Below are 26,872 nucleotides of genomic sequence, written 5' to 3'. Positions count from 1 at the left end.
CAAACACCCGCGATGCTCGTTGCGGTCTATTTGTTACGAGTGAGGCTAGGCCTATCCATGGCCGTCCAGATCCGATCGCTGACCTGGGCCGCGACCGCTGAGGCATCCACACTCGTCCAATCCCATCCAAAGCGGTTGTAAGCACGCGTTAGCATCGCCCTGAGCCGGTGCACGACGCTCATGGGGGGCAGGCCTTCTCGCACGGGATAGCCGGCGAGGCGCCAACGAGCGTCGCCCGCACCAGATGGAGGCTCGATATGCAGCACGAGAAGCTGCTCATCGTCGTACTTCGCCCCAGAAATGATCAGTCCTTTTGGACGATGGTACGTAGCTGCGTAGAGACCCCACACGCCCTGGCCCATGCACGAATGAACTTTCCCGCCGAAAGCATCGTCGATTCTGCCCATTCGGCGCCGAGTGTGTCTCTATGTGCAATACCAAGCGACAGCGGCGAAAGGCCAGGATTTGACTCTAGCGCCGCAAACGCTTCCCGCATACCCCGCTGCCGTTCGACGATCTCACGGAGCCGCCCAGGCTCCACCACGCCGTGTGAAAACACGCTGTTGTCCGACAGCACGATACGCTCACCGTCATCTGTAACCACCAAGCCCAGCGCAGTTAGGTCGCGGACTGCCCTCGCAAATCCGTTCTTGGAAGGGCGGCTGTGCTCCGCGGGGTCAGAGAGATGCAGCAGGAGTTGCAGGGCAGGCCCAGGATTTGCGCCAGGAAAAGGGCTCCGCACCCGGACCGGAACTGCTCCGCTCAATAGGCGACCAAGAGGTTCGGTATCATTTTCCGTAATCCTTGTCATCCCGTTTGAGAAAAGCCGCACTAGGCCAGCATATTCCATCCATTGACAGAAAGATCGAGCATAGGTAACCCAACTGTCGCTTTTCGCCGTTACAGCTCTGAATTCGACAGCAAGCACAGCCGCAAACTGGTGAATTGAGATGATATCTTCGCGGACCAGCATGTCAGCAGCAAGCTTGTACATCTTATGTCTACGCAATGCCTGAGAAATGCGCGCTCTAATAGCCTCTTCCTCGTCAGGGAAATTAAGGAGATCGGGCTCAAGCGTGACACGGTTCGACTCTGCACTAAGTACGCCGAATTGCCGAAGCTCGCGAGAGTAGTTGAAGACAACTGTTGCTGTTGTGTCCAACTGTGCAGCCGCATCTGGGACCGAAATACTACCGCCTTCGGCAACAACAATACGCAACAGACGGCCAGCCCCCAGAGGAGCGTACCGGACGACGTATGAGTCCTCGATTGCCACACTGCCGTTATTAAGATAGTCGCGAAAGGTATCCCAGTAGACGTCGATAGTATGACCGACCTGCACTACCAAACGTTGATGAATCAGGCTGTCCAGAACGGCACCAGTGGCCACGTCGGAGTCAAGATCGGATATCGCGACTGGTGCTGCCTGTGCAATGGTTCGGAGAACGGCTTGCTCACTGGGACTCAGCCGGGAAAGGTCGCTCTCGAACAGACCGCGGGCGTTTAATGCCTGCTTGGCGAGATCATCTTGCGTAACACCGCGCTCAACCTCCGCGATAATATGGGCCCCGAACTTCTTAAAAAGCCACGGAAGGCCCTGGGAATTATACTCGCGAAGCCTTTGCCGCAGATCCCGATTTAGTTTGCTACCGAGCGACTTCTCAAGTCGTCGCAGGAGCGCTTCGACCTCGCGCGGCCCGAACGGATCGAGGACGGAAACTAGGGATGCGTCGCGGATATCATTTCGAAGTCCAAATGGATATCCCTCAGTCCATGCAACTACATCAGTCTTCCAGGAGAAGCTGATTGTTAGTGGCGCATTGATTTCGCGGATCAGAAATGCGAGATCGCGAAATTCTCGAGTCAGGTCCGCGTCTCGAAAAACGTTCTCGAATTGGTCAAAGGCGAGAAGGATCGGTCGGACAGGAGAGATCCAGGTAGCATGCTTAAGAGTCTCCGTAATGCTCTGCAGGCTACTGAATGCGGCCTGAGGCGGCAGCTCGATAACCTTCTTCTCGACCGCTTTCCGAATAATTCGCTCCATCGCGGCAGAAACGAAATCGGGTCGCTCCGCCGTTCTAGAGTCGATTACCAGACCGACGCCACGAGCCTTCTCTACCGCCTTCTGTAGCTGCAGAACAAGCGAACTTTTACCCCACCCTGATTTGGCATTAATTACTATAGAGCCAGCCGTACTGCGGTCCCTAATCCTTTCGAGTAGAGACTGTGTGACCGCTTTTCGACCGATAAAGAATTCTGGCGCTGCCGGAAGTTGGTACTCGAAGTCTGACGTACTGCCTTTGACCTCGACAATTTTCGGCAGCGACGGGACGCGAATCGGCACCGCTCCCGCTTCATGGCCTGCCCGGACGACCGGAAGACCCTTTGCCAGATGTCGTTCTATTAGACGAACGACAGGTGAAGGAACATCTTGCATACGCGCCCATGTCACCCACCTGGACGCTCGGCGAGTATCAGAGTCGAGTTCACATGCCGCTAGGACGACGCCATGCTCCGTAACGACGACAGTCGGATCTGATCGGACCTCTGGTCCTTCGTCCCAGCTTGGCAAAACACTTGCCGCCTGCAGTAGCTGGCAAATCTCGTAGGAACCGACGTATCGAAAGCCCGGCAGCTTAGCTTGAGCCACGCCGGCCTTCTCCTTCGCCTCGGGAGTCAAGCGAGGTAGCGCAATGAAGAGTCCGTGAATCCGGTCATCGTCGGCCCGAGCTAACGCGAACTTCCCCAGAAAGGATGTCAATAGCGGCGCCCGCACATTGGAGCTGTAGGCTTTGCACTCGCAAATTAGCTGCTCTCCAGTAACGGTGTGACGGGCCTGGACATCCAGCTCTATACCTTCGCTGGTAAAATTTAGATTGTCAGGGTGGGGGTCACCGTACCCCTGCGTCGCAAGGAGCTTCGCGATAAACATCTCGAAGAGATGGCCGCGCCTGTTAGAAATCTCGCTCGTCGATGATCCCTCCGCGAGAACAACGACAGCGGCCGTGTCAACGGTGATCTGGTCCACGGATGCAGGATACGCGCTGGGAGTGCATCTCGTTGGCTCGCACTTGAGCCCAGGGCGGTGGCATGGTGGCCTGCGCGTCAAGACGAGCCAGTCTCACCTCATGAACGACGTCAGGTTGACCGGTGCCACAAAATTGACGATTTAGCGGTAGCATCGCCAACGCCAGCTAAGAGGCCACGAGTGCGTATCCACGGATGCGACCCCTTCGCCCCACCCGGCCACGTGACGTTCTTTACCAGGCCCGATCCTCCCAGCAGGCTACTCCGCTGGCCTTCACGGCGGCCCGAGCAGGCGCGATGAACGGCATCGCATTATCGTGAACGTGGCGACCGTATTTCGGTCCGGACATATCTGGTGTCCGATATTCATAGAAAATGACGTCCCGTGTTCGCCTTGTGCCGCCCAACAATCGAGCGCCTCGGAGGCAACCCCGACCCGTACCGCAGGGCCGGCCACGGCCCGAGGAACGGAAGCGGGGGCGGCAGCGATCGCCCCAACTGCGAACCGCGCGCAAGCACCCACGGCGATCGTCACGGCCTTCGCCATCTCACTATGACGAGTCATCCTTAGCGCCTATTCGAGCAACCTCCTGCAATCAGTTTGCTCGGGGGCCAGGCTAGACCCATGGCACAAGGAGACGCCTGGCTTACTCTGGCACGCGACGACGCGTGGCCCATCGTCGTACTCGGAACCGTGATCACTGTGCTTCTGACGCAGAGAAGAGGGATACACGGAGCTCTCTCAAGAGTCCTACGGATCTGCGTACGGTTTCCTGGAGGCGAAGCGAGCATAGAACTCGATTCTGCCCTTCCGGCGGCTGACACGCGGGCCTGGTTCGCCAGGCCGATGTGTGGCCTCATGGCTCCCCAACCGACCGGTGTGTCTGTGGACGCCGTGATCAGTGCCATGCACCCGACCGAGGTGCTTCTCCAACGGCGAGGACGTATTAACCGACGGCCGCCGGTTTAAAGGACACGCGGAGTGAGTTGGGAGATCACGCAGCGTAAGACGGGTTGGTTGGGCGCTCGACCGGTTCGGGTCGGGACCGGCCCGAAGAGGCCGCATGCCCGGCCCGAGGGCCGGTCGACCGCCGGCGCCCCGGCACAGCCGGGGCGCCCTTGAAACCGTAGAGAAAGTTCTCATCCGGACCAACTCGGCTGGGTGTCCTTCCTCGGTTGATACTTGACACTCCGGCCTCGGTTGATGCTTTACGCCCTGTCGGCTGGCTTGGCTTTCACGTGGTTCGTCGTGATCACGGGGGAGGCCGGGTTGGCGCTGGTGGAGCTGAGCGTCGTGGAGCAGCGGTATCGCGCTGTGCTGGAAGTCCAGGCCGGATGCCCGGTCATCGAAGTCGCCGAACGCTACGGGGTCACCCGACAGACCCTGCACGCGTGGATGCGCCGGTATCGAGACGGCGGCCTGGGCGGGCTGGCCGATCGGTCGCACCGGCCAGCGGTGTGCCCGCATCAGACCGCGGCGGAGGTGGAAGTGCTGGTGTGTGAACTGCGCCGCGCCCACCCGCGGTGGGGTCCGGCTCGATTAGCGCACGAGCTGCAGCGCAGTGGCGTTGAGCCGGTGCCCTCCCAGGCGACACTGTCGCGGATCCTGACCCGCAACAACCTGGTGATACCAACAGGCCGACGCCGGCCGCGATCCTCGTATCAGCGGTGGGAACGCGACGAGCCGATGCAACTGTGGCAACTCGACATCATGGGCGGAGTGATGCTCGTCGATGGACGGGAGCTGAAACTGATCAGCGGGATCGATGACTACTCCCGCTTCATCGTCATCGCCGCCCTTGTCACCCGGGCTTCGGCACGTGCGGTCTGCACCGCCTTCGCCCGAGCCCTGGCATGCCATGGAGTGCCCGAAGAGGTGTTGACCGATAACGGGAAGCAGTTCACCGGCCGGTTCACCCAGCCTCGCCCGACCGAGGTGCTGTTCGAGCGGATCTGCCGCGACAACGGCATCACCACCCGACACACCAAAATCCGCTCACCCACCACGACCGGCAAGGTCGAACGCTGGCACCGCACCGTCCGCGAGGAGTTCCTGGCCGCCCAGGCGCCGTTCACCAGCCTCCCGGCCGCCCAGCAGGCACTGGATACCTGGGTGGCCGACTACAACACCGTCCGCCCCCACCAATCCCTGGACATGGCCACCCCCGCCAGCCGCTTCGCCCACCGCACCACCAGCCCCGCCGACCAGGAGCTGCCGCTGCGGCTACCCGCCGACCTGGCCGCACTCCCCACCCCGACGCCGACACCGCCACCGTCAGCCCCCTTGGCCCTGACTCCGGCGGTGGTTCCGGCGGCGATCGAGTTCGACCGGATCGTCCCGGCGAGTGGGAACATGACCGCGGCCGGACGCCAGATCTGGCTCGGCACCAGCCTGGCCGGCCAGACCGTTACCGTCTGGGTCAGCGCCACCACCCTGCACGTCTTCCACCAAGACCAGCTCATCAAGACCCACCCGATCACCCTCACACCCGAAGACCTGACCCGACTGAACACCCGCGGCCGCCCTGGTCGCCCTTCCCCGGCCACTGCCCTACCGGTCGGGGAGCTGCCCGCCGATGCGGTGGTGGAGGTCGACCGGCTGGTCAACCACTGCGGCATGGTCTCCATCGCCGGCAAACAGATCAGCGTCGGCATCCCCCTGGCCGGCAAACGCGTCACGCTGCGCATCGACGCCCAGCTCATCCACGTCATCACCGACGGCGTCCTGACCGGAACCCGCCCCAACCCGCTCACCCACCAACAACGCAGCCATCTGCACGGCGCCCGAATGTCCGGCCCGGCCCCCGGCCTACCCACCCAAGTCACCCACGTTCAGCGGGTCGTCTCCAGCAGCGGCGCCCTCATGATCGCCGGCACCAAGTTCCACATCGGCCACGCCCACCGCGGCAAGGTCGTCACCGTCGTCCTTGAAGACACCCAGTTCCGCGTCCTGCACCAAGGACAAGAACTGGCCACCCACCCCCGCACCACCATCAAGGAGGTCACCCGCACCCGAGCAAGCGGACACATCAACTACGAAACCTAGGGCCGGCGGAAAGCATCACCCGACCACGAAACGTCGCCCATCAACCGAGGTTGCACAACCAACTCGGCTGGGCTGTCCTTCCTCGGTTGATACTTGACACTCCGGCCTCGGTTGATGCTTTACGCCCTGTCGGCTGGCTGTGCTGTCCCGGTAGATGCTTGTCACGTCAGTCCCAGCTGATGCTTGACATGAACGGGGATGACGCCGGGTCGCCCGACTAGTCGCGGCGTGCCTCCGAGTACGCGTCGAGGAGCGTTTCCGCTCGTAGCGCCATGTGGTGGTCGGCGATTCCCTCTATTCGCACCGAGACGACGTAGCTGCCGACAGCGTGGGCGAGGGCGACGTTGAGATGTTGGTCGCCGACGAGGGGGTAGCTGTACCAGCAATCGTCTCGGTCGTCGTCGGTTCCTTCGAGGCCGAGAACGATGGTCTGCCAGTCAGTGTCATCGAAGGTGTAACCGGCATAAGAACTGAGGAGGCCGAGTAGCGGTCGAACGTTGCGGTCCCAGACCCAGCCGGCTACCACTGACACCGTCTTGCCCCTAACGGACGTGAACGTATCCGCCTAGATCATCTGTCAAGCAGGGTGGCGGAGGTCGACTTGGGCGGCTTGCCGAGGTCCTCTGCGTGGCCTTGCTCCGCTCAACCGCCGTGAGCGAGTGTGCGTAGTGCTTCGCCTTGGGCCCGGTAGAACAGCTTCGACTCATCGACAGCTATGCCGAGGTCTGCGTAGAAGCGCTGTGCCTTGGTGTTCGGGGTGTCCGTCTGCCACTCGAACCGGCTGCAGTCAGTCTTGACCGCGATCTCGGCGAGACTCTGCATGATCGCCTTGCCGACACCTGCCCGGCGGGCGGTCTCGATAACGTACAGCTCTTTGAGGAACAGTGAGCGAGTGAACCCGGCGGCCGGCCAGAGGAATGAGTAGGTCGCGAAGCCGACCGGTTGGTCGTCGGTCCACGCGATGAGCGCGTACGCCCACGGCTGGTCACCGAACAGGGCTTCTTCGATCTGCCGGAGCCGTACGTCCAGCGGGTCGAACTCCGTCGTGCCGTAGAAGCGATCCATCTCCTCGGCCAGCGCTGCGAACGCTTCGAGGTCTCCCGGCTGGATGGGCGCTACGACAGTCACTTACCCTCGATCCCCTTCGTGTCCGCGGACAGGTTCAACAGCTCGCGGAAGCCTTGAGCGGCTGGCAGTGCTTGCCGCTGCTTGGGCAGGCTGTTCAAGATCTCGTGTCCGCGAAGCGTGATGATGCCCTTGCGTTGTGCCTGGGTGAGGCTATCAACGGTCTCTGTGGCGTACTCCAGGGCATCTGTGGTCTCGTCGCTGTGGAGGAGGCAGGCCGCTCGATCGAGTCGGGTCATGGCCCAGTCGGTGTAGTCGCCGGGCATGCAGAGTTCGAGTGCTCGTTCCTGCTCGGCGACCGCGGCTTTGACGTTCTGGAGGTGGGTGAGGGCGCTGCCCGCGTGGAAGCGTAGCTGCGCCTCGTTGTAGCCGAATGCGGAAGGGACCAGGTCATCACCGTCGAGCTGGGCTGTGATCTCCTCTGCTCGGGCAAGTGAAGTTCGGGTCGCCTCGCGGTCGCCCATCGCGGCATGCGCTCTGGCTTCGAGTGCTGCGGCAAGGCCGGCGCCGACACAGGGTGAGGTGGGGACAAGCTCCTGGGCGTGCTTCGCAACGTCAACGGCTTCAAGCATGTCGCCGCTGTAGTAGTGGCCGTACGCCTCCTGGGCCAGAATCCACGAGTGCACCACGGGGTCACCGGCTTCGTTGGCCGCGATGCGGGCCGTCCGGGTCCAGCGGCGGAATCCGGGCCGGTCATCGAGCTTGCACAGGGTGAGACACATCAGGCCGGACATCTGCGCGGCGACACGTGTGAGCCTCCGCATCGCGGATGCGGACCGGTACCGCTGAATCGTCCGCTTCAACTCGGTGAGGTCGGCACTCAGGTCGTCTAGCAATACGTTCGCCGGGCGATCACGGGTTGCTCGTCCGTAGCGGACTACGAGTCTGTCCCAGTCATCAAGGCTTGCCTCTGCCACCGTGCCCTCGCTGAGCGCGTCGTGAAGCTCTTGCCGGAGTATCTCAACCTGACGTAGATCAGTCACCCCCGCGGACGGCTTCATTAGATCAGCAGAAAGCGGCGAAACGGACACGCTGCTCGTGCTGATGACCTCGCTGGGCACAACCGGCGCCGGCCGAAGAGGTGTGGAGCGTGGTGCCAGGCCGAAGACCATACGCGCCTCGTCGGGCATGCCCAGGCCGTCCGCGACGCGTTGGAACATGTCCATTCGCTCGACGCGAATCAGATCGTTGAGGTACTTGCTGATCCGGCCCTGGGTGGTGTCCAGAGCGTTCGCGAGCTGGGATTGAGAGGCTCCCGTGTACTGCTTGACGAGCTTCAGCAACGGGCCGATGGCGCCGACCGAGCCGGCCGTAAGGGCGGCAGGCATGTCGGGGTGTGTCCAAACCGAGTCCGGCACGTCGATCGGGAAACTCCCCGGCATCGCACCCCCTCCATCGCTGGAACGAGCCTATATGTCCACCACGTATACCCGTCGAGCATGTCCGCCGGTAATGGGTTTCCGCTTTGTCGTGCGCGAAGTTGGTCCGTATGGAGATCGCGGGACGGATCACATCGATCGATCGAGCACGTGACCGGGTGCTGAAGAGGAGGCCGAAGGGCTTGACGGAGTCCGAGCGTCAGTTGCTGCTTGCCGAAGTCGCGAAAATTTCGGCGGAGCTGTGCGACCTGCAGGTATGGACGGCCGAGATCACGAAACGTGCCACGAATACCGCAGACGACCGAGCGGACCGTACCGCGTAGACCTCCGCATTCGTGGCCGGCGGGAGATGGGGGCGAGTCCTCTATCTCCCGCCGGCGACTCCGCCAGTGCGTCCGAACCTCCACGCCTCCGGCGGACCGACCCCCTCCCCCGCGTTCGCGGCTGCTCGGGCGCACGGGAGATCGCAAGTTATGAGGCTGACGATGGATCAACCACGATCGAACTGCATGCTGCTGGCCGGGATGCCCTCGGCGGTCGGCCGTGCCCGCGCGTACGCGCGCTGGGTGCTCGACACCTGGCAGTTGTCCGCATTGACGGACACGGTCGAGCTGCTCGTCAGTGAGCTGGTGACGAATGCGGTAACCCACACCGGCGTGGTTGATGAATCGGTGCCCGAAGAGCTCCTCGCCGGGAAGGTGAACCCGGTCTACCTCAGCCTTTCCGCACTCCCCGACACGCTTTTGGTCGAGGTGTGGGACGTCAACTCCACGCCGCCGCTCCGCCGCGTGGCTTCCGAAACCGACGAGACAGGCCGCGGGTTATTGCTCGTTCAGACGCTGTCCAAGGAGTGGGGCTGTGAGGTGCTCGAAACCGGCGGAAAGATCGTTTGGTGTAAGTGTTTGATCGGAGAGAGCACGTGAGGGACGAGGAAGACCCGAGTACCGCGTACGAGGTAGAGGCCAAGACCTGGAACCTTGACCACCGTCCCCGGCCTGGTTTACCGGTCAACGGGAAAGAGATCGCGGCGCGACCTGACGAACCGTCCGCGCCGGCCCAAGTTGATGAGCTGCTCAGGCCGAGGGAAGTCGCCCTGCTCTTCGGAGTCAGAACGGCGACGATCGCGCGTTGGGCTCGGGAAGGGAAGTTAAGGGCCCTCCTCACACCTGGTGGACATCGCCGTTACCTGAGATCAGAGGCGGAGTCGATTCTTGGCAGCGCAGACAGCGGCGACGAGTCTCAAGAGGGCATGGCGCAGGACGCCGTCCGGCTCTACGAGCAGGGATGGTCCATCCGGCAGGTGGCCGACCGCTTCTCCCTCAGTTACGGAGTCATGAGACGAATCCTGGGCACTCACACGACCTTGCGCTACAGAGGCGGCGTTCCGCGGTGACCATCCTGTCGCCTCCCCCATAGAGCAGGCCCCGACGATGTGCGGTCGGGGCCTTACTCATGTGCGCCTTGGCGTCAGAGGTTCTTGGTTCGTTCGTCCAGTTCTTCGAGCTTGGTACTCAGCCTCTTGAGGTGACTGCGTATCTCCTGGAGATACCCGAAGAGGACTTGAAACTCTTCGCTGTGCTCCTCCGGCTCGGCGGCGCCGGCCGGCCCGTCCGGCATGGCCACTACGACCGTGCGACTCCCCTGGCGGCTGGCTAGCAGCCCCTCGCCGCGCAGGACTTCAAGGGAGCGTTCGACTGTCGCCTTTGCCGAGCCGAAGCGTTCGACCAGGTCCCCGATGGACGGGAACGGCTCGCCGACTGGGAATCGTCCTGCGGCGATGTCGTTCCGCAGCTCGTCGGCGATGCGTACGAAGACCTTGCGGCGGTCGACCGGGGGCGGACTGGCCATGTCCTCAAGGGTAGCCCATCTACCTCAGGTTTCTAGGTTCCTAAGAAAGTTCGCACTGATCGCTTGGATTTCTACCTTCCTACCCACTAACCTATGAACACAGGAAAGCAGGAATCGTCCAAGGAGCAGCATGCAGAACATCGGAATCCCGGTCGACACCACGAAGCTCACCTTCGTCTGCGTCGCACCTCCGCACCCGAAGATCACGAACCGGGAGACCGGAGAGGTCAAGGTCGACCGCGAGGGCCGGACCGTCTACCAGGTCGGCCTGTCGGTCTCGAACGAGGCGGGCCGGATCGATCTGGTGCAGGTCAACGTCCCCGGTGAGCCCGGCGTCCACGTCGGCCAGATCGTCACCGTGCCCGACCTGATCGCGCGCCCGTGGGAGCAGGTCATCAGGGGCGAGAAGCGTCAGGGGATCTCCTTCGGTGCCTCGACCGTCCTACCCGCGTCCGCCGTCCAGGCCGCCTGAACGGGGCCGGGATGATCGACAAGGCAACGCTGTACGAAGCGCTCGCGGTGCTGGTCGCCGTGGTGGCCGGGGGAGTGGCCTGGCGCCGGTTCCATCCGCTGTCGTTCTGGTTCGGCGTCGGCTTCCCGGCTCGCGCGGTCTGGTTGTACGCCACCTGGCTGCACGTGGCCTCGGCGTGCAAGCTGACCCACAAGCGTCGGCGGTGGCGGATCTCCCTGGACACGGTCCCCGTCATCGGGTCGGCCTCACGCGAGGCAATGGCGGTGGTCGAACGCCGTCACCTGCGCCGGGTGGAGGTCGAACGGGCGCCCCGGCTGGGCATCATCCGGCCATCCCGGCTGGGATGGCGTCTGCCGATCAAGCTCAACGACGGCCAGATCCCCGATGACTTCGCCAAGGTCGCCGAACGGCTCGCGCATGCCTGGCGTGCTCACGCCGTGCGGGTCCTGGACTCCAAGCCGGGCAAGGTCGTGCTGATCGCGACCCGTAAGGATCCGCTCATCACGGTCGCGCCGATGGCGCCGACACCGGATGACCTGCTCACCGTACGACCGGGGGTCCTGGAGAACGGCCGGCCGTGGGTCATCGACTTCAAGACCGTCCCACATTGGCTGCTGGCGGGGGCGACCCAATCTGGTAAGTCGACGCTGATGAACGCCATCATCCGGGGGCTGGCTCCCCAGCCGGTCGCGCTCGTCGGCTTCGACCTCAAAGGGGGCGTCGAACTCACTCCCTACGCGGATCGTCTGTCCGCGCTCGCCACCACTCGGGCGACGTGCGTGCAGCTCCTCGAAGGGCTCGTGTCCGAACTCACGCACCGGATGGCCGACTGCCGGGAGCACGGCGTACGGAACGTGTGGCGGCTCCCGGAACATCTGCGGCGTACCCCGATCGTCGTTGTGGTCGACGAGGTGGCCGAACTGTTCCTCATGGCCGACAAAGCCGAGAAAGAGCAGGTCGCCAAGACCGCGACCGCGCTCCTGCGCGTCGCTCAGCTCGGCCGCGCGTTCGGTGTCTACCTGATCGTCTGCGGGCAGCGCATCGGCTCCGACCTCGGGCCCGGAGTAACCGCGCTGCGTTCTCAGCTCTCGGGCCGTGTCTGCCACCGGGTCAACGATCCGGAGACCGCGAACATGACGCTCGGCGACATGGATCCCGCCGCGCTGGACGCCGCACGCGCCATCCCCACCGAGACCCCCGGAGTGGCGATCGTGGCCGGCAGCGATGGGTCCTGGCATCGCGCTCGGTCCGCTCTCACCACCGAAGCCGAAGCCGAGACCGCCGCACACGCACACCGCGAACTCACCACCCCATGGGCGCAGCTCGTCCGCACCACCCCGCGCGCGATCCCCGACGACCAAGCCGCCTGAGCACCCCCGAAGGACTTCGAATGACGAACAACGTGATCCCCCTGCGCCGTCCCGTCGTCCCCAACCCGTCCTGGCGTCCCCGCCCCTCGTCCGAGCGTCCGTCCTCGTCCCCCGACCCCGTCCGCATCACCTTCGACGACGGACGCGGCGTCCACCTGGCGGTTTGTGAGAACTGCACTCACACCGAGTCGGCCTACCCCGACTCGCTGGGCTGGCTGCTCGACTGGGCCGACACCCACGAGTGTGACCGTGAGCTGGCCGAACTCCTCGCCGTCATCTGCGGACGGGGGGCCGCGTAATGATCCGCCTCGGCGCCGTACTGGCCGACTCCGGGCCGGTGGTCGTACTCGCCTCGATCGCCGCGGCGGGATCGTTCACCCACATCCGCGACACCGCCGACCAGCACGGTCAGCACGGCTGGATGGCCTGGGCCATCGCGGTCTGTATCGACCTCACCTGCGTCATGGCGGCTCGTGAGCGGCAGCGCGACCGTCGAACGGGCCGACGTACGGGGCCGGTGTCCTGGCCGACCTTGGTTCTGTCCGGGGGTGTGTCGCTGTCCCTGGCGGCCAACCTCGCCCAAGCCGAACGGACCACATGGGGATGGCTGACCGCGGCGACTCCTGCGGGGGCCTTCCTCGTCGCCGTCTCGATGCTCGAACGCCGCTCGTCCGGCCGCCGAACGCCAGATCCCGTCCCGGCCACGGTGACAGTGACGGAGTCCCCGTCCCCTGTCCCGCCGTCCTTCGGCCGTCCGTCCTCGGCGCTGGTCCCCGTCCCGGACGAACAGGACGAAGCGGCCGAGCAGGACGTGACCGACGACGCATCGGCCTCGACGGACGGCCCGCCAGTAGAGCTACTCACCTTCGCTCGCCGCGTCGCCGACGAGCACCAGAGCCGACACGGACGGCCGATCACCCGCGACGCGCTCCGCGCCCGTCTGGGTGTGTCCAACCAGCTCGCCTCCGACCTGCTCCGCCAGATCCGCACTGCCTGAGGAGATCGAAATGACCACACAGTCGATCGTTCCCGGCGACCTGTTCGCTCGCGCCCAGACCATCGCCGGCCTCCGCGCCCTGGCCGACTTCCTGGAGAACAACCCCAACGTTCCTGTGCGGGAGTACGGGGAGGAGTACACCGTCTTCGCCCGCCGTGAGGACGACGCGACCGAGCGGGCCGAGATCGACAACATCGCCCGCGCGCTCGACGAGACCGTCACCGACGAGACCGGAGACGGCGGGCACTACAAGGTCTCCAAGACCTTCGGCCGCATCACCTACAGCGCCGTCCACATCCCCGCACGTGACCGGGCTGCTCACGAAGCATTCATGACCTACGCACCGGCGTTTCACGCCGCCTGATGGACACCGATGAGCGACCCGCGTATGTCCCGCCGGTCGAGACCTACCAGTGCTGCCACTGCGGCGGCGGAGGACTCGATTCCCACGGCGAGACCTGCGAGCACTGCGAGGGCCTCGGCTTCTGCTGACGCCCTGCGCCCCCGGCGTGGCCACACAACCGCCAAGTCACGCGCCACGTCGGGGGCCATCCCCAACCGCTTCACAACGACGGGAGACCTGTTCATCTTGCCTGCTGCTGTCCCATCCCCGCTGACGCTCCGCGACATCGCCCGGCGAGCCTCCTCACCGGACTACCAACGGTGGATCGCCCAGATCCGGCGGACAGGCGGCTGCGCCCAGCCGATCTATCTACGCGGAGGCGTCGAGTATCGCGACCCGCTTACCGGCAGCGTTCTCCACCGTTACTCCACCGCTCACGAGCCGGACGGCGCCCTACGCGTTGCGTGCAAGACACGTCGGGCGTCCCGTTGCCCGGCCTGTGCCGAGACCTATCGGGCCGACACCTACCAGCTCGTCCGCGCCGGCCTCGTCGGCGGCAAGGGCGTACCCGACACCGTCACCCAGCACCCGGCGGCATTCGTCACCCTGACCGCACCCTCGTTCGGGTCCGTCCACACCCGGCGGGAAAAGGCCGGTGCCATTCAGCCGTGCCACCCTCGGCGGGACCTGGGCGCCTGCCCGCACGGACGCATGCAGTCGTGCATGCAACGACACGAAGCCGACGATCCTCGTCTCGGCGAACCACTGTGCCCGGACTGCTACGACTACTCCGGCTCGGTCCTGTTCAACGCGCTCGCCCCCGAACTGTGGCGACGCTTCACGCTCGCACTGCGCCGACGCATCGCGAAATCCGCGGGCCTGACCGCCCGTGAGCTACGCGACATCCTCACCGTCTCCTTCGCCAAGGTCGCCGAATACCAACGGCGCGGCATCGTCCACTTCCACGCCGTCATCCGTTTCGACGGCCCAGACGGACCGACGTCCACCCCGCCCGGCTGGGCCGACAGCGATCGCCTCGCCGACGCGGTACACCACGCAGCACAAGCGGTCACGGCCACCAGCCCCGAAGCCAAGGAACTTCCCGCTCGCGTGCTGACCTGGGGAGCGCAAGTCGACGTCCGGCCGATCACGACAACCGGAGAACTAAGTGACCAGGCCGTCGCCGGCTACATCGCCAAGTACGCCACCAAAGCCGCCGAATGCGTCGGCACCCTCGACCGCCGGATCCGCCCCACAGACGACGTCGACCGGCTCCCCGTACGCGACCACGCGCGCCGACTGATCGCCGAATGCAGGCGCCTCGGCGCACTGCCCGAACTCACAGACCTCCGCCTCGCCGAGTGGGCACACATGCTCGGCTTCCGCGGCCACTTCTCGACCAAGTCCCGCCGGTACTCGACCACCCTCGGCGCGCTCCGCATGGCACGGATCGCCCATAACCAGCGCGAACACCAGATCACGACCGGTCGCCTCCCTCTCTTCGAGGAGGACCAGGTGCTCGTCGTCGCGCACTGGCAGTACGCCGGTCAAGGCCACACCCCCGGCGAAGCCTTCCTCTCCGCCGCGATCAGCGGCAAGCCCCTGCCACCTCTATCGCCGTTCAGCGCGACCGAAGGGCACGCAGCATGACCAACCACCCGGACGAAGACCCGCTTCTCGACGTCAAGCAGGCGGCGAAGTTCCTCGGCACGTCCGAGCGCTTCCCACGCCGGCTCATCGCTCAGCGCCGTATCCGCTTCGTACGGGTGGGCCGCTTCGTACGGATCCCCCTGTCCGCACTGACCGAGTTCATCGAACCCGTCGAGCCCATGACCGCATCCGACATCTGGAAGGCCGCGTAATGGCACGTGGAAACAAGGACGGACGTCGCCGGTTCGGTCTGATCCGGGAGCTTCCTTCGGGCCGCTACCAGGCGAGCTACCTCGGCCCGGATGGGCAGCGCAAGTACGCGCCCGAGACGTTCGCCCGTAAGTCCGAGGCCGAGCGTTTCCTGAATCTGACCGAAGTCCAGATCCTTCGAGGTGACTGGACCGACCCGGACGGCGGCAAGGTCAAGCTCAGCGACTACGGCGTGACCTGGATCGCCCAGCGTCCCAACCTGCGGATCCGGACACGTGAGCTGTACGCCTGGCTGTTCGAGAAGCACATCAAGCCCGGACTCGGCCCGATTCCTCTCGGCAAGTTGTCGACGGCGGTCGTCCGCGATTGGCGCGCCGGTCTCGTCGCCGCCGGCGTCTCTCAGTCCATGGCGGCGAAGGCGTACCGCCTATTGCGGGCCATCCTCATGACGGCGGTGGAGGAGGACGGCATCCTTCCCCGCAACCCTTGCAGAATCAAAGGAGCGGGCACCGAGAACGCGCCGGAGCGTCCCGTGCTCAACGTCGCTCAGGTCATCGTCCTGGCGGACCTGGTCGGCCGTCGCCCGGTAGGCAACATCCGTAAGAAAGAGGACGGATTCTGGCTCCGCTACCGCGTGAAGAACGGGCTTATGCGGGCGTTCCCGGATCCCTTCGCCTCCCGCGCCAAAGCGGAACGCGTCCTCTTCCAGTTGATGCACGACGGGCGGGCCGACTACACACGCGACGACCGGTACCGCGCCCTCGTCCTGCTCTCCGCCTTCGCCTCACTGCGATGGGGTGAGGTCACCGCACTTCACCGCCAGGACCTCGACCTGGAGAACGCCACCGTCCGCGTCCGCGTGGCCTACACGGAACAGGACAACGGCACCATGGTCCTCGGCCCGCCGAAGTCCCGCGCCGGTGTCCGTACGGTCAACATCCCACGGTCGCTCATCCCCGATCTGCGGGCACACCTGGACAAGTACACCGAGAACAAGCCGAGCGCCCTGGTATTCAGAGGCATCAAGGGCGGACCGTTGCGGCGCAGCAACTTCAACAAGTCCACTCGATGGGTGCATGTGGTGGCCGTCCTGGGGGTTCCCGGCCTCCACTTTCACGACCTTCGGCATACCGGCAACATGCTGGCCGCCGCGACGGGCGCGACGACCAAAGACCTCATGCGGAGGATGGGCCAGGACAGCGAACGGGCCGCGCTCATCTACCAGCACGCGACCAACAAAGCGGACCAGGTCATCGCCCAGGGCCTCGATGTCCTCCTCAAGGCCCAGCGTGACGAGCCTGGGGAGGACGGCGACGATGGCGCGGCCGGCGCCCTGGTGCCCGTGGCCTAATTGCACGCTAATTGCACGACGGGGTGTCACGGCCCCTGAGAACGATCAAGGCCCAGGTCGGGATCCATCCCCTGACCTGGGCCTTCGCTATGCGAGCGGGTGACGGGAATCGAACCCGCACTACCAGCTTGGGAAGCTGGAGTTCTACCATTGAACTACACCCGCATCGGTCGTAAACCGCTCGCACATGTTACCGGAAGCCGTGCCGCTGCAGGACGGTCATGCCCCTGGCGGTGGGATCCTGTGCCGCGTGGCAGCGGAGTAGCGGCTCAACCTGTAGTTTCACCGTGTGCTGCTCTCCGATCGGGATCTCAAGGCTGAGATCGAGTCCGGACGTATGAAGATCGACCCGTACGACGACGCGATGGTTCAGCCATCGAGCATCGACGTGCGGCTGGATCGGTACTTTCGGGTGTTCGAGAATCATCGGTATCCCCATATCGATCCGGCCGTCGAGCAGGCCGATCTCACTCGGCCGGTCGATGTTGAGGCTGATCAGGCCTTCATCCTGCATCCCGGGGAGTTCGTGCTCGCCTCCACGTACGAGGTGTTCGGACTGCCCGATGACCTGGCGGCGCGGCTGGAGGGGAAGTCCAGTCTCGGGCGGCTGGGGTTGCTCACGCACTCCACGGCCGGCTGGATCGATCCTGGGTTCTCCGGGCATGTCACGCTCGAGTTGTCCAACGTCGCCACGTTGCCGATCAAGTTGTGGCCCGGTATGAAGATCGGGCAGATGTGCCTGTTCCGTACCAGCTCGCCGGTCGAGCACCCGTACGGGTCGAAGCAACATGGTTCGCGTTACCAGGATCAGCGGGGGCCGACTCCCTCGCGTTCCTACCTCAACTTTCACCGTACGAAGGTCTGATGAAGCTCTCGGCCAGGCGTTTGCGCAGGCTGCCGGCGGTCGTTCTGCCGCAGGTGCCCCAGCATGCCTGGCTGCTCGACGCCGTGCGGCGGTTCGATCCGGACGCGGTGCCCGTCGAGGACACGAGCATCTCCTTCGGTGCGGGGATCAGGCTGGCCGGGCCGCAGAGGATCACGTCCGAGACGGCCGCCAAGATCGGTCTTCCGCCCGGGCACGCCTGGGTGGCCAGCGACAGTGGACCGTTCCAGACCTGGCTGGTGCGTGGGCTCGCGTGGCGGTTCGGGGGGCATGCTCATCTGCCGCAGCCGGTCGTGGCCGACGACGCCAGTGAGGTCGTCATCGTGCACACGCCGCGGAAGATCTCCCCGGATGAGCTCGCGGCCCGTTTCAACCAGCTCGTTCCCGGGCTCAGGGCCGGCGCTCCCGAGCAGGACGGCTCGTTCTTCCTGACCAGCGCAATCAGTCCGGTGCGGATCCGCTGTGACAGCCCCGATGTGCCCAGTCTGCGTTGGCTGCTGCCGCTCGCGCTCGGGCCGATGCGTCAGGATCCCGGGCTGCACGGCTACCGTTTCGGCCGCGTACCGAACAGTGCGGGTGACGCGGTACGCCTCGCCGCCACGGCCGCGCTCGAACTCGCGCAGGGGGTCGGTGGTGTCGCCACCGACCGCGACCGGTTTCGGGTCTTCGACCCCGACGATCCAGCCCTTTACCGCTGAATAACCCAGAGCGTACGGACTGTGACTCTTGGCACATCCACGTGCATTGGTTGTAACCCGCCGGTAACCTCGCGGACGTTTGACCCCAATGTTCGGTTGCCCTTCGCAGATGTGATGTGGGACACAATCGGACGGGTCGGACGCAGGTGAGTCGGCGGTGACGAGCGGGCCGGCGGCTCGCGTCATCTCGCCGCGCGGCCCGGACGTCAGTAGGCAGCGCGGCCGGACCGGAAGGACGATGTGTCCAGACTTCGCGTACAAGGGGTCTCGAAGATCTTCGGCCGGAGATCGGCCGAGGCGCTGCGCCAAATCGGTCAAGGCGTCGATCCAGCCGAGCTTCGCCGACTGGGTGCGACCGCGGCGGTCGCCGATGTGTCATTCGAGGTCGAGGATGGCGAGATCTTCGTCGTCATGGGTCTGTCGGGCTCCGGAAAGTCCACGTTGATCCGGATGCTGAACGGAATCCTCGATCCCACCGGCGGCACCGTCGAGATCGACGGAGTCGACATCACCAAGATGAGCGGCAAGGAGCTACGCGAACTCCGTCAGCAGAAGGTCAGCATGGTCTTCCAGCACTTCGCGCTGTTCCCCCACCGTACGGTGCTGGAGAACGCGGCGTACGGGCTGGAGGTCCGGAACGTTCCACGCCAGGAGCGGACGGAGAAGGCCAGGGAGTTTCTCGGCTACGTCGGGCTCGACGGCTGGGAGGACCGCTACCCCGACCAGCTGTCGGGCGGCATGCAGCAGCGGGTCGGTCTCGCCCGCGCACTGGCCGCCGAGACCGACATCCTGCTGATGGACGAGGCGTTCAGCGCCCTCGACCCGCTGATCCGGCGCGAGATGCAGGATCTCCTGCTCGACCTGCAGGGACGGCTCAGCAAGACGATCGTGTTCATCACCCACGACCTCAACGAGGCGATGCGCCTCGGCGACCGCATCGCGATGCTGCGGGGCGGACAGGTCATGCAGATCGGCACCGCCGAGGACATCCTCACCGACCCCGCGAACGACTACGTCGCCCAGTTCGTCGCCGACGTCGACCGGACCCGGGTGCTCACGGCGCGCTCGGTCATGGAGCCGCCGATCTCCGTCGTCGACGCGAACGGCGGCCCGCGCGCGGCCGTACGCGTGATGCGCGAGACCCAGTCCGCGGCCGCGTTCGCCCTCACCCGTGAACGCCGGCTGCTCGGCGCCGTCCTCGCCGGGCCCGCCGCCCAGGCCGTACGCGAGGGCAGGACCGACCTCGATGGACTCATCGACGAGGACGTGCAGCCCGTCGACCCCGACACCACCGTCGCCGAGCTGTTCACGCGATGCGCGGAGAGCCCGTTTCCGGTACCTGTCGCGGACGGGGACGGAAAACTGCTCGGTGTGATCCCCCGGGTCACGCTCCTCGCGGCGCTCGGCAACCTGACCGGCGGTCTGAGCGGCAACACGCAGAACGAGGAGGTCACCGCCGATGCCTAGGATCCCCCTCGGTGACTGGGTCACCGACGCGGTCGACTTCCTCACCAAGCACGGCAGGCCGGTCTTCTCGGCGATCAGTGACGTCGTCGGCGGGCTGGTGCACGGCCTGAGCCACCTCCTGAGCGCGCCGCCCTCGCTGGCGCTGGCCGCCGTGGTCGCGATGGCGTGCTGGTGGCTGCGTGGGCTGGCCGCAGGCGTCCTGACCATGGCCGGGCTGGTCCTCATCGACATGCTCGGGCAGTGGGACGCCGCGATGGAGACGCTCGCCCTCGTGCTCGTCGCCAGCGTCGCGGCACTGATCGTCGGGGTTCCCCTGGGCGTGCTCAGTGCCCGGGTGCCGACCGTGAGTACGGTGGCCCGCCCCGTTCTGGACTTCATGCAGACCATGCCGGCGTTCGTCTACCTGATCCCGGCGATCTCGTTCTTCGGCCTCGGCGAGGTGCCCGGGGTCGTCGCGACGATGGTCTTCGCGATTCCCCCCGGCGCGCGCCTGACCGAGCTGGGTATCAAGCAGGTCGACCGGGAAACGGTCGAGGCGGCGGAGGCATTCGGGACGCCGCCCGGACGCGTGCTCACGCGGGTGCAGATCCCGCTCGCACTGCCGACGATCATGACTGGCGTCAACCAGGTCATCATGCTGTCGCTGTCCATGGTCGTCGTCGCCGGCATGGTCGGGGCCGAGGGTCTGGGGGCGAACGTCTTCGGTGCGATCACGCAGTACAACCTGGGCGCGGGCGCCGAGTCCGGCCTGGCGGTGGTGCTGCTGGCCATCATCCTCGACCGCATGACGAGCGCACTGGGGACCCGGCTGGCCCCGGCCGCACGGCGCTCGGCCGACCGTGCCGTACACGGGGGCGTGGCCAACGTCTTGCGGTACCGGCCGCGTCCGGTGTTCGCGCTGTCCGGTGTCGTCGTCTTCGCGCTGCTCGCCACGACGCTGGGCATCGTCGGCACCGGCGGCAGTGGCGCCAAGGGCAAACCGATCACCATCGGCTACATCCCCTGGGATGAGGACATCGCCGTCACCCAGCTGTGGAAGGCCGAGCTGGAGAAGAAGGGGTACCAGGTCACGCTCAGGCAGGTCGACGCCGGCCCGCTGTTCGCCGGGCTCGGCCAGGGCGACATCGACCTGTTCTTCGACGCGTGGCTGCCGGCCACCCACGCCGACTACTACAACAAGTACAAGGACAAGATCGAGGACGTCGGCGTCTGGTACGACAAGGCGAGCATGCAGATCGCCGTGCCGAAGACCGACCCGGCGAACTCCGTCGCCGATCTCAAGGGACAGAGCTCCCGCTACAAGGGCCGCATCGTCGGCATCGAGCCGGGCGCCGGCGAGATGAAGATCGTCAAGACCAAGGTGCAGCCCGCGTACGGCCTCGGTGACTACAAGGTCGTCGAGAGCAGTACGGCGGCGATGCTCGCGGAGCTGGACCGTTCCGTGAAGAACAACCAGCCGATCGCGGTCACCCTCTGGAAGCCGCACTGGGCGTACACCAAGTTCCCGATCAAGCCCCTCGCCGATCCGCAGAACGCCTTCGGATCCGCCGAGAAGATCCACACGCTGGGCCGTCAGGGCTTCGCCAAGGACTTCCCCGACCTGGACGGCTGGCTCAAGAAGTTCACGATGAGCGACGCGCAGTTGTTCCCGCTCGAGGACCTGGTGATGAACAAGTACAAGGGCAAGGAGGCTCAGGGCGTCGCCGAATGGGAGAAGCAGAACCCGGCGGTCGTCAAGAAGTTGACCGGATGACCCTGACTCCCGGACCGGAATCCGTTGCGCTGAGTGTCTGGATCGTTGCGGAGACGGTAATTCTCGGGGCTAGGGGTGGCTAACTCGCAGTCAAAGGCGGTAACGTCGGGACCGACGCGTTACTGGTCAGTTTGGTTGACGTAAGTCATTGTGACCTTCGTCACACGATCCGATCAGGACGTTGACGGCGCCATCGCAATCCCCGCTCCCCCCGCGATGGCGCCGTCAGTCATTTACCGCACAAGGGCCCGTCACCACGCGATCGGTGACGGGCCTTTCGCGTACGCCGGCCCGCGGGCCATCCGGCGAACGCGTCGTCGCGCCGAGGTGCCGTCGGCCGCGATGACCGAGTGGCGGCCGCCTCGGTGGCGGTCAGGACGCCCGCCATCTACTCGCCGTGCGGCCCAGGCCGGGAGTGGTCCGCGGCCTGGGTCTCGCTGTCGCTCCGGCGGCTCGAACGCCACCGGAGCCGGGCTACTCCGCGGCGGCCGGCTCCGGCTCGCCCTTGACGGACCTGATCAGCAACTGGGCCACGTCGACGACCTCGAGTGAGTCGCGTGCGGCTCCGGAGCTCTTCTTCTCGTTGATCGCGTCGCCGAGCATGACGAGGCAGAACGGGCACGCCGTGGAGACGGTGTCCGGGTCGGTCTCCAGCGCCTCGTCCACGCGCTCGGTGTTGATGCGCTTGCCGATGCGTTCTTCCATCCACATCCGCGCGCCGCCGGCGCCGCAGCAGAAGCCGCGGTCCTTGCAGCGGTGCATCTCCTGGGTCTGCACGCCGGGAACCTTGGCCATGATGTCGCGCGGCTGGGAGTACACCTTGTTGTGCCGGCCGAGGAAGCACGGGTCGTGGTAGGTGATCTTCTCCTCGATCGGCGTGACCGGCGTGAGCTTGCCGACCTCCACGAGGTGGGACAGCAGCTGGGTGTGGTGGACGACCTCGTACGTGCCGCCGAGCTGGGGGTATTCGTTGGCGAGCGTGTTGAAGCAGTGCGGGCAGCTGGCGACGATCTTCTTGACGCCGGCCTTGTTGAGGGTCTCGACGTTCTGCTGGGCCAGCATCTGGAAAACGAACTCCATGCCCAGGCGCCGCGCCGGGTCACCCGAGCACGCCTCCATCGGGCCGAGCACGGCGAACTTCACGCCCGCGATGTGCAACAGCTCCGCGACGGCCTTGGTCGTCCTCTTCGCCCGGTCCTCCAGGGCGCCCGCGCAGCCGACCCAGAAGAGGTATTCGGTGTCCTCGGGCATCTTGTCCTCGACCAGAGGCACCTCGAAGTCGAGCTCCTCGATCCAGTCGGCGCGCTTCGTCTCGGACATGCCCCACGGGTTGCCCTTGTTCTCCAGGTTCTTCAGCATGACGCCGGCCTCGGACGGGAAGCTCGACTCGATCATGACCTGGTAGCGGCGCATGTCGACGATGTGGTCGATGTGCTCGATGTCGACGGGGCACTGCTCGACGCAGGCGCCGCAGTTGGTGCAGGACCACAGCACGTCGGGGTCGATCACGCCCATCGAGGCGGCGTCGCCGACCAGCGGACGGCCGGCCTCCTTGAGGACGTCCTCGGGAAGGTTTTCCCGGTCGGCCTCGTCGGCCAGGATGTAGGGCGCCTTGGCCAGTGCGTGGTCGCGCAGGTCCATGATGAGCGTCTTGGGCGACAGCGGCTTGCCGGTGTTCCACGCGGGGCACTGCGACTGGCAGCGGCCGCACTCGGTGCAGGAGGCGAAGTCGAGGAAGCCCTTCCAGGTGAAGTCCTCGATCTTGCCCCGCCCGAAGGTGTCCTCGTCGGGGTCGGCCTCTTCGAAGTCGATCGGCTTGCCGTCGCTCATCATCGGCTGGACCGCGCCGAGGCCGTCCGGGCGCCGCTTGAACATCACGTTGAGCGGGGCCAGGAAGATGTGCAGGTGCTTGGAGTTGAGCACGATGATCAGGAACACCAGCATGACGCCGATGTGCAGCAGCAGGCCCACGGACTCCAGCGCCTCGTCGGCGCCGTGACCGAGCGGCTTGAGCGCGCTGCCCACGAGGTGGGACATGAAGGCGCCGTCGCCGTACGGGAAGTTGCCGGTGGCGACGCCGGCCCCGCGGAACAGGAACATCGTCCAGACGACGTTGAAGATCATGAACAGGACGAGCCAGGCACCGCCGAGGTGCGAGCCCTTGAAGCGCGACTTGCGGTCGAGCTTCTTCGGGGAGTTCTTGATCCTGATGGCCGCGAAGACGACCAGGCCGAGGAAGGCGGCGACGGCGATGAAGTCCTGCAGGAAGCCGAGCGCGTCCCACTTGCCGACGAGCGGGATGTGGAAGTCCAGGCCGGTGAACAGCGCGCCGTACGCCTCGAGGTAGACCGTGGCGAGAATGATGAAGGCCCACATCACGAAGAAGTGCGCGAGTCCGGGGACGGTCCACTTGAGCAGTTTCTTCTGCCCCAGGACCTCCACGACCTGGCCCTTGACGTCCTCGCCGACGTTGTCCTTGGCCGACGCGAGACGCTCGGGCGCGGGCTGGCCGCTCGTCCCCAGCCGGTAGAGGAACAGGACCCGCCGGCCGGCGAGCGCGAGCGCCACCATGGTCGCGGCGAGCCCGATGATCAACCTGACAACCACGTTTCCGTCCTCCTGGTACGGCCTGGCAGTCAGCGTATGACCGGCGGCTGACAGGCACGAACACGGGTTCGCATACTACCGGTCAGTAGCTTTTCCGCCAGCCCGCGGAGACCCATCTCACGCTACGAGCCGGACATCCGGTCCCGGCACAGCTGGTCCAGGCGATCCCAGGCGGGAGAGGAGATGCCGGGCTGCGCCGCCACCAGGGCGACCGTGAGCGGCTCGTCGATCTCCCACTCCGACTCACCGCGATCCTGCTCCGAGCGCCGGGCGTACGCCACCGTGGCATCGGCGAGATCCTCCAGCCGCGGGTCGGACCGATCCCAGTCGAACGCCTCGTCCCACTCGAGATAGATCCGCTGGAACTCGGGGTCGGAGGCGGTCGACAGTTTGTCCTTCGCCCACTCCGGGGTGTCGGCCGGGAAGCGCGCCGCCACCAGGATCCAGGCGTCGCGTTCCATGCGGACCGTACGCGGGCTGACGCCGATGTCGCGCAGTGCGTCGAGGTAGTCCACGACCTCCCCGGGCAGGAGGAGGCGCTCCCCCGCGGCGAGCTCGGCGATCCGGCCTCGCTGCCGTTCAAGATCGCGGATCCGCTCCGTCAGCGCCTTGTCGATCTCCGTTATGGCCTCGGAGAACCGCGAGGGCTCCGCGTCCAGGAGCTCGCCGACGCGAGCCAGCGGAACCCCCGCGTCCGACAGGGTCTTGATGCGGATCAGGTCGACCACCGCCTGGGCGTCGTAGCGGCGGTAGCCCGAGACGTCGCGGTCCGGTTCGGTCATCAGGCCGCGCTGGTGGTAGTGCCGTACGGCGCGCACCGTCACCCCGACATAGGCGGCGAGCCTGCCTATGGTGAGCATCGACGCGTCCGCCGTACGGGCCTGCTCGTGGTTCATCGTCCCGGGTCCCTGTTGAAGAGTTTCTTCGCCCACAGGTATCCCATCGCGGCGATCGCGACGCACCAGGCGGCGGCGACCACTCCGTTGTGCCCGATCGGGGTGCCCATGAGCAGTCCCCGCAGCGTCTCATTGATCGAGGTGAAGGGCTGGTACTCGGCGAACTGGCGTAGCCCGGCCGGCATCGAGTCCGTCGGCACGAAGCCGCTCCCGATGAACGGCAGCAGGATCAGCGGAAGCGGAAGGTTGCTCGCCACCTCCGGCCGCTTGGCCACCAGCCCGAACGCGACCGCCAGCCAGGTGAGCGCCAGAGTCAGCAGGAGCAGGAGGCCGATCGCCGCGATCCACTCGGCCGGGCCGGCGTTAGGCCGGAACCCCATCAGCAGCGCGACGCCGATGACGAGCGCCGTGCTGAACATCGTCTGGATCAGACTCCCCACGACGTGCCCGGTCAGCAGCGAGGCGCGGGCGATCGCCATCGTACGGAAGCGGGCGACGATGCCCTCGGTCATGTCCGTGCAGACCGAGACCGCCGTCGCCGTGGACCCCGAGGCCACGGCCATCACGATGATGCCGGGGGAGACGTAGTCGATGTAGCGGGACCCCCCGAGTCCGGCACCGAGCGTGGAGCCGAAGACGTACACGAACAGCAGCAGGAAGATGATCGGCACAGCGGCCGTCGAGATCGTCATGGACGGATAGCGCAGGGCGTGACGGAGGTTGCGGCGCAGCATCGTCGCCGAGTCGCGCGCGGCATAGGACAGAGTGCTCATCGGACCTTCTCTTTCTGCGGCTGCCCGGTCAGGGCGAGGAAGACGTCGTCGAGGTCGGGCGTGTGCACCGAGAGCGAGGTGATCGAGGCGGCGTCGAGCCGCGCGAGCAGCTCCCGGAGTGACTCGACACCGCCGTCGCTCGGCACCCGTAGCGCGAGCGCCTCGTCGTCGCGCGACACCTCTCCGAGCGCGCGTGCGGCGGCGTCGAGCCCGTCGGCGTCGGTGAAGCGCAGCTGGATGTGGCCGCCGGGGATAATGCGCTTGAGCTCGTCCGGGCTTCCCTCGGCGACCAGCCGGCCGTTGTCGAGGACGGCCACGACGTCGGCGAGCTGGTCGGCCTCCTCCAGGTACTGCGTGGTGAGGAGGATCGTCACGCCCTCGGCGACGAGTGTGTGGATGATCTGCCACATGGAGCGGCGGCTGCGCGGGTCCAGGCCGGTGGTCGGCTCGTCCAGGAAGATGATCTGCGGGCGGCCCATCAGCGTCATCGCGATGTCGAGCCGCCGTCGCATGCCGCCGGAGTAGGTCATCGCCGTCTTCGCCGCGGCCTCGACCAGGTCGAACTGCTCCAGCAGCGAGGCGGCGCGCCGCCGCCCCTCCCGCCGGTCCAGATGGTGCAGGTCCGCCATCAGGAGGAGATTCTCGCGGCCGGTGAGCAGGTTGTCGACCGCCGAGAACTGCCCGGTGACGCCGATGGCCGCGCGAACCGCTTCGGGGTCCCGCCTCAGGTCGTGGCCGGCCACCCGTACGTCGCCGGCGTCGGCGGTGATCAGTGTGGAGAGGATCTGCACCGTGGTGGTCTTGCCGGCGCCGTTGGGGCCGAGCAGGGAGAAGATCGTCCCTTCGGCGACGTTCAGGTCGATCCCGTCCAGGACGACCTTGTCCTTGTAGGACTTGCGGAGCCCGGTCGCCGACAGCGCCGGGGTTTGCCCGTTTTCGTTCATGCTCCGAATGCTCCAGGGTTGACCCAACGTCAG

26 protein-coding genes and 1 tRNA gene are annotated in these 26,872 nt (G+C 65.7%); 17 read left to right on the top strand and 10 right to left on the bottom strand.

Going from position 1 to position 26,872, the window contains the following annotated elements; all coding sequences use genetic code 11:
• Positions 1-304 precede the first annotated feature (304 nt).
• Complete coding sequence (locus FB559_RS16985) at positions 305-3,028, bottom strand: nSTAND1 domain-containing NTPase (RefSeq protein ID WP_141956520.1); 2,724 nt, start codon at positions 3,026-3,028, stop codon at positions 305-307.
• 1,284 nt (positions 3,029-4,312) lie between these two features.
• Here FB559_RS16985 and FB559_RS16980 point away from each other — a divergent pair.
• A complete protein-coding gene (locus tag FB559_RS16980; protein ID WP_141961744.1) occupies positions 4,313-6,073 on the top strand; it encodes an IS481 family transposase in 1,761 nt (586 codons plus the stop codon).
• Between the two features lie 217 nt (positions 6,074-6,290).
• Here FB559_RS16980 and FB559_RS16975 read toward each other — a convergent pair whose 3' ends face one another.
• The 3 genes from FB559_RS16975 to FB559_RS16965 form a co-directional block, all read right to left on the bottom strand.
• Complete coding sequence (locus tag FB559_RS16975; protein ID WP_141956519.1) at positions 6,291-6,605, bottom strand: hypothetical protein; 315 nt, start codon at positions 6,603-6,605, stop codon at positions 6,291-6,293.
• A gap of 110 nt (positions 6,606-6,715) precedes the next feature.
• A complete protein-coding gene (locus FB559_RS16970) occupies positions 6,716-7,201 on the bottom strand; it encodes a GNAT family N-acetyltransferase (protein ID WP_221640054.1) in 486 nt (161 codons plus the stop codon).
• Positions 7,198-8,580: a helix-turn-helix domain-containing protein gene (locus FB559_RS16965; RefSeq protein ID WP_141956518.1), complete on the bottom strand. Its 1,383-nt coding sequence runs from the start codon at positions 8,578-8,580 to the stop codon at positions 7,198-7,200. The genes FB559_RS16970 and FB559_RS16965 overlap by 4 nt, the downstream gene beginning before the upstream one ends.
• 107 nt (positions 8,581-8,687) lie before the next feature.
• Between FB559_RS16965 and FB559_RS16960 the strand changes: the two genes are divergently transcribed.
• The 3 genes from FB559_RS16960 to FB559_RS16950 all read left to right on the top strand — a co-directional run bounded on the left by FB559_RS16960 (position 8,688) and on the right by FB559_RS16950 (position 9,970).
• Complete coding sequence (locus tag FB559_RS16960) at positions 8,688-8,900, top strand: hypothetical protein (protein ID WP_141956517.1); 213 nt, start codon at positions 8,688-8,690, stop codon at positions 8,898-8,900.
• Between the two features lie 186 nt (positions 8,901-9,086).
• Positions 9,087-9,500 (top strand): ATP-binding protein, encoded by a 414-nt coding sequence (locus tag FB559_RS16955; RefSeq protein ID WP_185792259.1) that lies wholly within the window; start codon positions 9,087-9,089, stop codon positions 9,498-9,500.
• Complete coding sequence (locus tag FB559_RS16950; RefSeq protein WP_342780941.1) at positions 9,476-9,970, top strand: helix-turn-helix domain-containing protein; 495 nt, start codon at positions 9,476-9,478, stop codon at positions 9,968-9,970. The genes FB559_RS16955 and FB559_RS16950 overlap by 25 nt, the downstream gene beginning before the upstream one ends.
• Before the next feature lie 74 nt (positions 9,971-10,044).
• Here FB559_RS16950 and FB559_RS16945 read toward each other — a convergent pair whose 3' ends face one another.
• Entirely contained in the window at positions 10,045-10,425 is a 381-nt protein-coding gene (locus tag FB559_RS16945; RefSeq protein ID WP_141956515.1) for a GntR family transcriptional regulator, read from the bottom strand.
• A 130-nt stretch (positions 10,426-10,555) separates the two neighbouring features.
• On the opposite strand from FB559_RS16945, the gene FB559_RS16940 reads away from it, so the two are divergent.
• From FB559_RS16940 to FB559_RS16905, 9 genes are all read left to right on the top strand, one after another.
• The gene (locus FB559_RS16940) at positions 10,556-10,897 is read left to right on the top strand and encodes an SCO3933 family regulatory protein (RefSeq protein ID WP_141956514.1); all 342 of its coding nucleotides are present in this window, start codon (positions 10,556-10,558) and stop codon (positions 10,895-10,897) included.
• An 11-nt stretch (positions 10,898-10,908) separates the two neighbouring features.
• Entirely contained in the window at positions 10,909-12,267 is a 1,359-nt protein-coding gene (locus FB559_RS16935) for an FtsK/SpoIIIE domain-containing protein (protein WP_141956513.1), read from the top strand.
• 20 nt (positions 12,268-12,287) lie between these two features.
• Positions 12,288-12,566, top strand: coding sequence for a hypothetical protein (locus FB559_RS16930; protein WP_141956512.1), 279 nt, complete (start codon positions 12,288-12,290; stop codon positions 12,564-12,566).
• Positions 12,566-13,264, top strand: a complete 699-nt coding sequence (locus FB559_RS16925; protein WP_141956511.1) for a DUF2637 domain-containing protein — start codon at positions 12,566-12,568, stop codon at positions 13,262-13,264. Before FB559_RS16930 ends, FB559_RS16925 begins: the two co-directional genes overlap by 1 nt.
• Positions 13,265-13,274: 10 nt before the next feature.
• Positions 13,275-13,628, top strand: coding sequence for a hypothetical protein (locus tag FB559_RS16920; protein ID WP_141956510.1), 354 nt, complete (start codon positions 13,275-13,277; stop codon positions 13,626-13,628).
• Positions 13,628-13,756 (top strand): hypothetical protein, encoded by a 129-nt coding sequence (locus FB559_RS46220; RefSeq protein ID WP_281286268.1) that lies wholly within the window; start codon positions 13,628-13,630, stop codon positions 13,754-13,756. The genes FB559_RS16920 and FB559_RS46220 overlap by 1 nt, the downstream gene beginning before the upstream one ends.
• Before the next feature lie 97 nt (positions 13,757-13,853).
• The gene (locus tag FB559_RS16915) at positions 13,854-15,257 is read left to right on the top strand and encodes a replication initiator (RefSeq protein ID WP_246121677.1); all 1,404 of its coding nucleotides are present in this window, start codon (positions 13,854-13,856) and stop codon (positions 15,255-15,257) included.
• Entirely contained in the window at positions 15,254-15,469 is a 216-nt protein-coding gene (locus tag FB559_RS16910) for an excisionase family DNA-binding protein (RefSeq protein ID WP_141956509.1), read from the top strand. Before FB559_RS16915 ends, FB559_RS16910 begins: the two co-directional genes overlap by 4 nt.
• Complete coding sequence (locus FB559_RS16905; RefSeq protein WP_141956508.1) at positions 15,469-16,818, top strand: tyrosine-type recombinase/integrase; 1,350 nt, start codon at positions 15,469-15,471, stop codon at positions 16,816-16,818. Before FB559_RS16910 ends, FB559_RS16905 begins: the two co-directional genes overlap by 1 nt.
• Before the next feature lie 94 nt (positions 16,819-16,912).
• Here the strand turns inward: FB559_RS16905 and FB559_RS16900 are convergent.
• Positions 16,913-16,983: transfer RNA gene (locus FB559_RS16900), tRNA-Gly, on the bottom strand.
• A 124-nt stretch (positions 16,984-17,107) separates the two neighbouring features.
• Between FB559_RS16900 and dcd the strand changes: the two genes are divergently transcribed.
• The 4 genes from dcd (at position 17,108) to FB559_RS16880 (ending at position 21,619) form a co-directional block, all read left to right on the top strand.
• Complete coding sequence (dcd, locus tag FB559_RS16895) at positions 17,108-17,683, top strand: dCTP deaminase (RefSeq protein ID WP_141956507.1); 576 nt, start codon at positions 17,108-17,110, stop codon at positions 17,681-17,683.
• A complete protein-coding gene (locus tag FB559_RS16890; RefSeq protein WP_141956506.1) occupies positions 17,683-18,399 on the top strand; it encodes a hypothetical protein in 717 nt (238 codons plus the stop codon). Before dcd ends, FB559_RS16890 begins: the two co-directional genes overlap by 1 nt.
• A 273-nt stretch (positions 18,400-18,672) precedes the next feature.
• On the top strand, positions 18,673-19,866 hold the full coding sequence (locus FB559_RS16885; RefSeq protein ID WP_342781023.1) for a quaternary amine ABC transporter ATP-binding protein: 1,194 nt from the start codon (positions 18,673-18,675) through the stop codon (positions 19,864-19,866).
• Complete coding sequence (locus tag FB559_RS16880) at positions 19,859-21,619, top strand: ABC transporter permease/substrate binding protein (RefSeq protein ID WP_141956504.1); 1,761 nt, start codon at positions 19,859-19,861, stop codon at positions 21,617-21,619. Before FB559_RS16885 ends, FB559_RS16880 begins: the two co-directional genes overlap by 8 nt.
• Positions 21,620-22,093: 474 nt before the next feature.
• Here FB559_RS16880 and FB559_RS16875 read toward each other — a convergent pair whose 3' ends face one another.
• The 4 genes from FB559_RS16875 to FB559_RS16860 form a co-directional block, all read right to left on the bottom strand.
• On the bottom strand, positions 22,094-24,190 hold the full coding sequence (locus tag FB559_RS16875; protein WP_221640427.1) for a (Fe-S)-binding protein: 2,097 nt from the start codon (positions 24,188-24,190) through the stop codon (positions 22,094-22,096).
• A gap of 158 nt (positions 24,191-24,348) precedes the next feature.
• The gene (locus FB559_RS16870) at positions 24,349-25,122 is read right to left on the bottom strand and encodes a MerR family transcriptional regulator (protein ID WP_246121676.1); all 774 of its coding nucleotides are present in this window, start codon (positions 25,120-25,122) and stop codon (positions 24,349-24,351) included.
• Positions 25,119-25,895, bottom strand: coding sequence for an ABC transporter permease (locus FB559_RS16865; RefSeq protein WP_141956502.1), 777 nt, complete (start codon positions 25,893-25,895; stop codon positions 25,119-25,121). Before FB559_RS16865 ends, FB559_RS16870 begins: the two co-directional genes overlap by 4 nt.
• Positions 25,892-26,839 carry an ATP-binding cassette domain-containing protein gene (locus tag FB559_RS16860; protein ID WP_141956501.1) on the bottom strand — a complete coding sequence of 316 codons (948 nt, stop codon included), beginning with the start codon at positions 26,837-26,839 and terminating at the stop codon, positions 25,892-25,894. Before FB559_RS16860 ends, FB559_RS16865 begins: the two co-directional genes overlap by 4 nt.
• Between the last annotated feature and the right edge of the window lie 33 nt (positions 26,840-26,872).

Origin of the sequence: Actinoallomurus bryophytorum, from assembly GCF_006716425.1 — a bacterium.
GTDB lineage: Bacteria > Actinomycetota > Actinomycetes > Streptosporangiales > Streptosporangiaceae > Actinoallomurus > Actinoallomurus bryophytorum.
The sequence above is the reverse complement of the archived record's forward strand: the minus strand, read 5'-3'. Positions and strand labels throughout refer to the sequence as shown.

Bases quoted from the DNA above. Each gene is read 5' to 3' on its own strand.
- FB559_RS16935 (WP_141956513.1), top strand. From the start codon at position 10,909: ATGATCGACAAGGCAACGCTGTACGAAGCGCTCGCGGTGCTGGTCGCC.
- FB559_RS16860 (WP_141956501.1), bottom strand. From the start codon at position 26,839: ATGAACGAAAACGGGCAAACCCCGGCGCTGTCGGCGACCGGGCTCCGC.
- FB559_RS16965 (WP_141956518.1), bottom strand. From the start codon at position 8,580: ATGCCGGGGAGTTTCCCGATCGACGTGCCGGACTCGGTTTGGACACAC.
- FB559_RS16865 (WP_141956502.1), bottom strand. From the start codon at position 25,895: ATGAGCACTCTGTCCTATGCCGCGCGCGACTCGGCGACGATGCTGCGC.
- FB559_RS16920 (WP_141956510.1), top strand. From the start codon at position 13,275: ATGACCACACAGTCGATCGTTCCCGGCGACCTGTTCGCTCGCGCCCAG.
- FB559_RS16925 (WP_141956511.1), top strand. From the start codon at position 12,566: ATGATCCGCCTCGGCGCCGTACTGGCCGACTCCGGGCCGGTGGTCGTA.
- FB559_RS16880 (WP_141956504.1), top strand. From the start codon at position 19,859: ATGCCTAGGATCCCCCTCGGTGACTGGGTCACCGACGCGGTCGACTTC.
- FB559_RS16875 (WP_221640427.1), bottom strand. From the start codon at position 24,190: ATGGTGGCGCTCGCGCTCGCCGGCCGGCGGGTCCTGTTCCTCTACCGG.
- FB559_RS16945 (WP_141956515.1), bottom strand. From the start codon at position 10,425: ATGGCCAGTCCGCCCCCGGTCGACCGCCGCAAGGTCTTCGTACGCATC.
- FB559_RS16905 (WP_141956508.1), top strand. From the start codon at position 15,469: ATGGCACGTGGAAACAAGGACGGACGTCGCCGGTTCGGTCTGATCCGG.
- FB559_RS16930 (WP_141956512.1), top strand. From the start codon at position 12,288: ATGACGAACAACGTGATCCCCCTGCGCCGTCCCGTCGTCCCCAACCCG.
- FB559_RS46220 (WP_281286268.1), top strand. From the start codon at position 13,628: ATGGACACCGATGAGCGACCCGCGTATGTCCCGCCGGTCGAGACCTAC.
- FB559_RS16890 (WP_141956506.1), top strand. From the start codon at position 17,683: ATGAAGCTCTCGGCCAGGCGTTTGCGCAGGCTGCCGGCGGTCGTTCTG.
- FB559_RS16955 (WP_185792259.1), top strand. From the start codon at position 9,087: ATGCTGCTGGCCGGGATGCCCTCGGCGGTCGGCCGTGCCCGCGCGTAC.
- FB559_RS16960 (WP_141956517.1), top strand. From the start codon at position 8,688: ATGGAGATCGCGGGACGGATCACATCGATCGATCGAGCACGTGACCGG.
- FB559_RS16940 (WP_141956514.1), top strand. From the start codon at position 10,556: ATGCAGAACATCGGAATCCCGGTCGACACCACGAAGCTCACCTTCGTC.
- FB559_RS16910 (WP_141956509.1), top strand. From the start codon at position 15,254: ATGACCAACCACCCGGACGAAGACCCGCTTCTCGACGTCAAGCAGGCG.
- FB559_RS16870 (WP_246121676.1), bottom strand. From the start codon at position 25,122: ATGAACCACGAGCAGGCCCGTACGGCGGACGCGTCGATGCTCACCATA.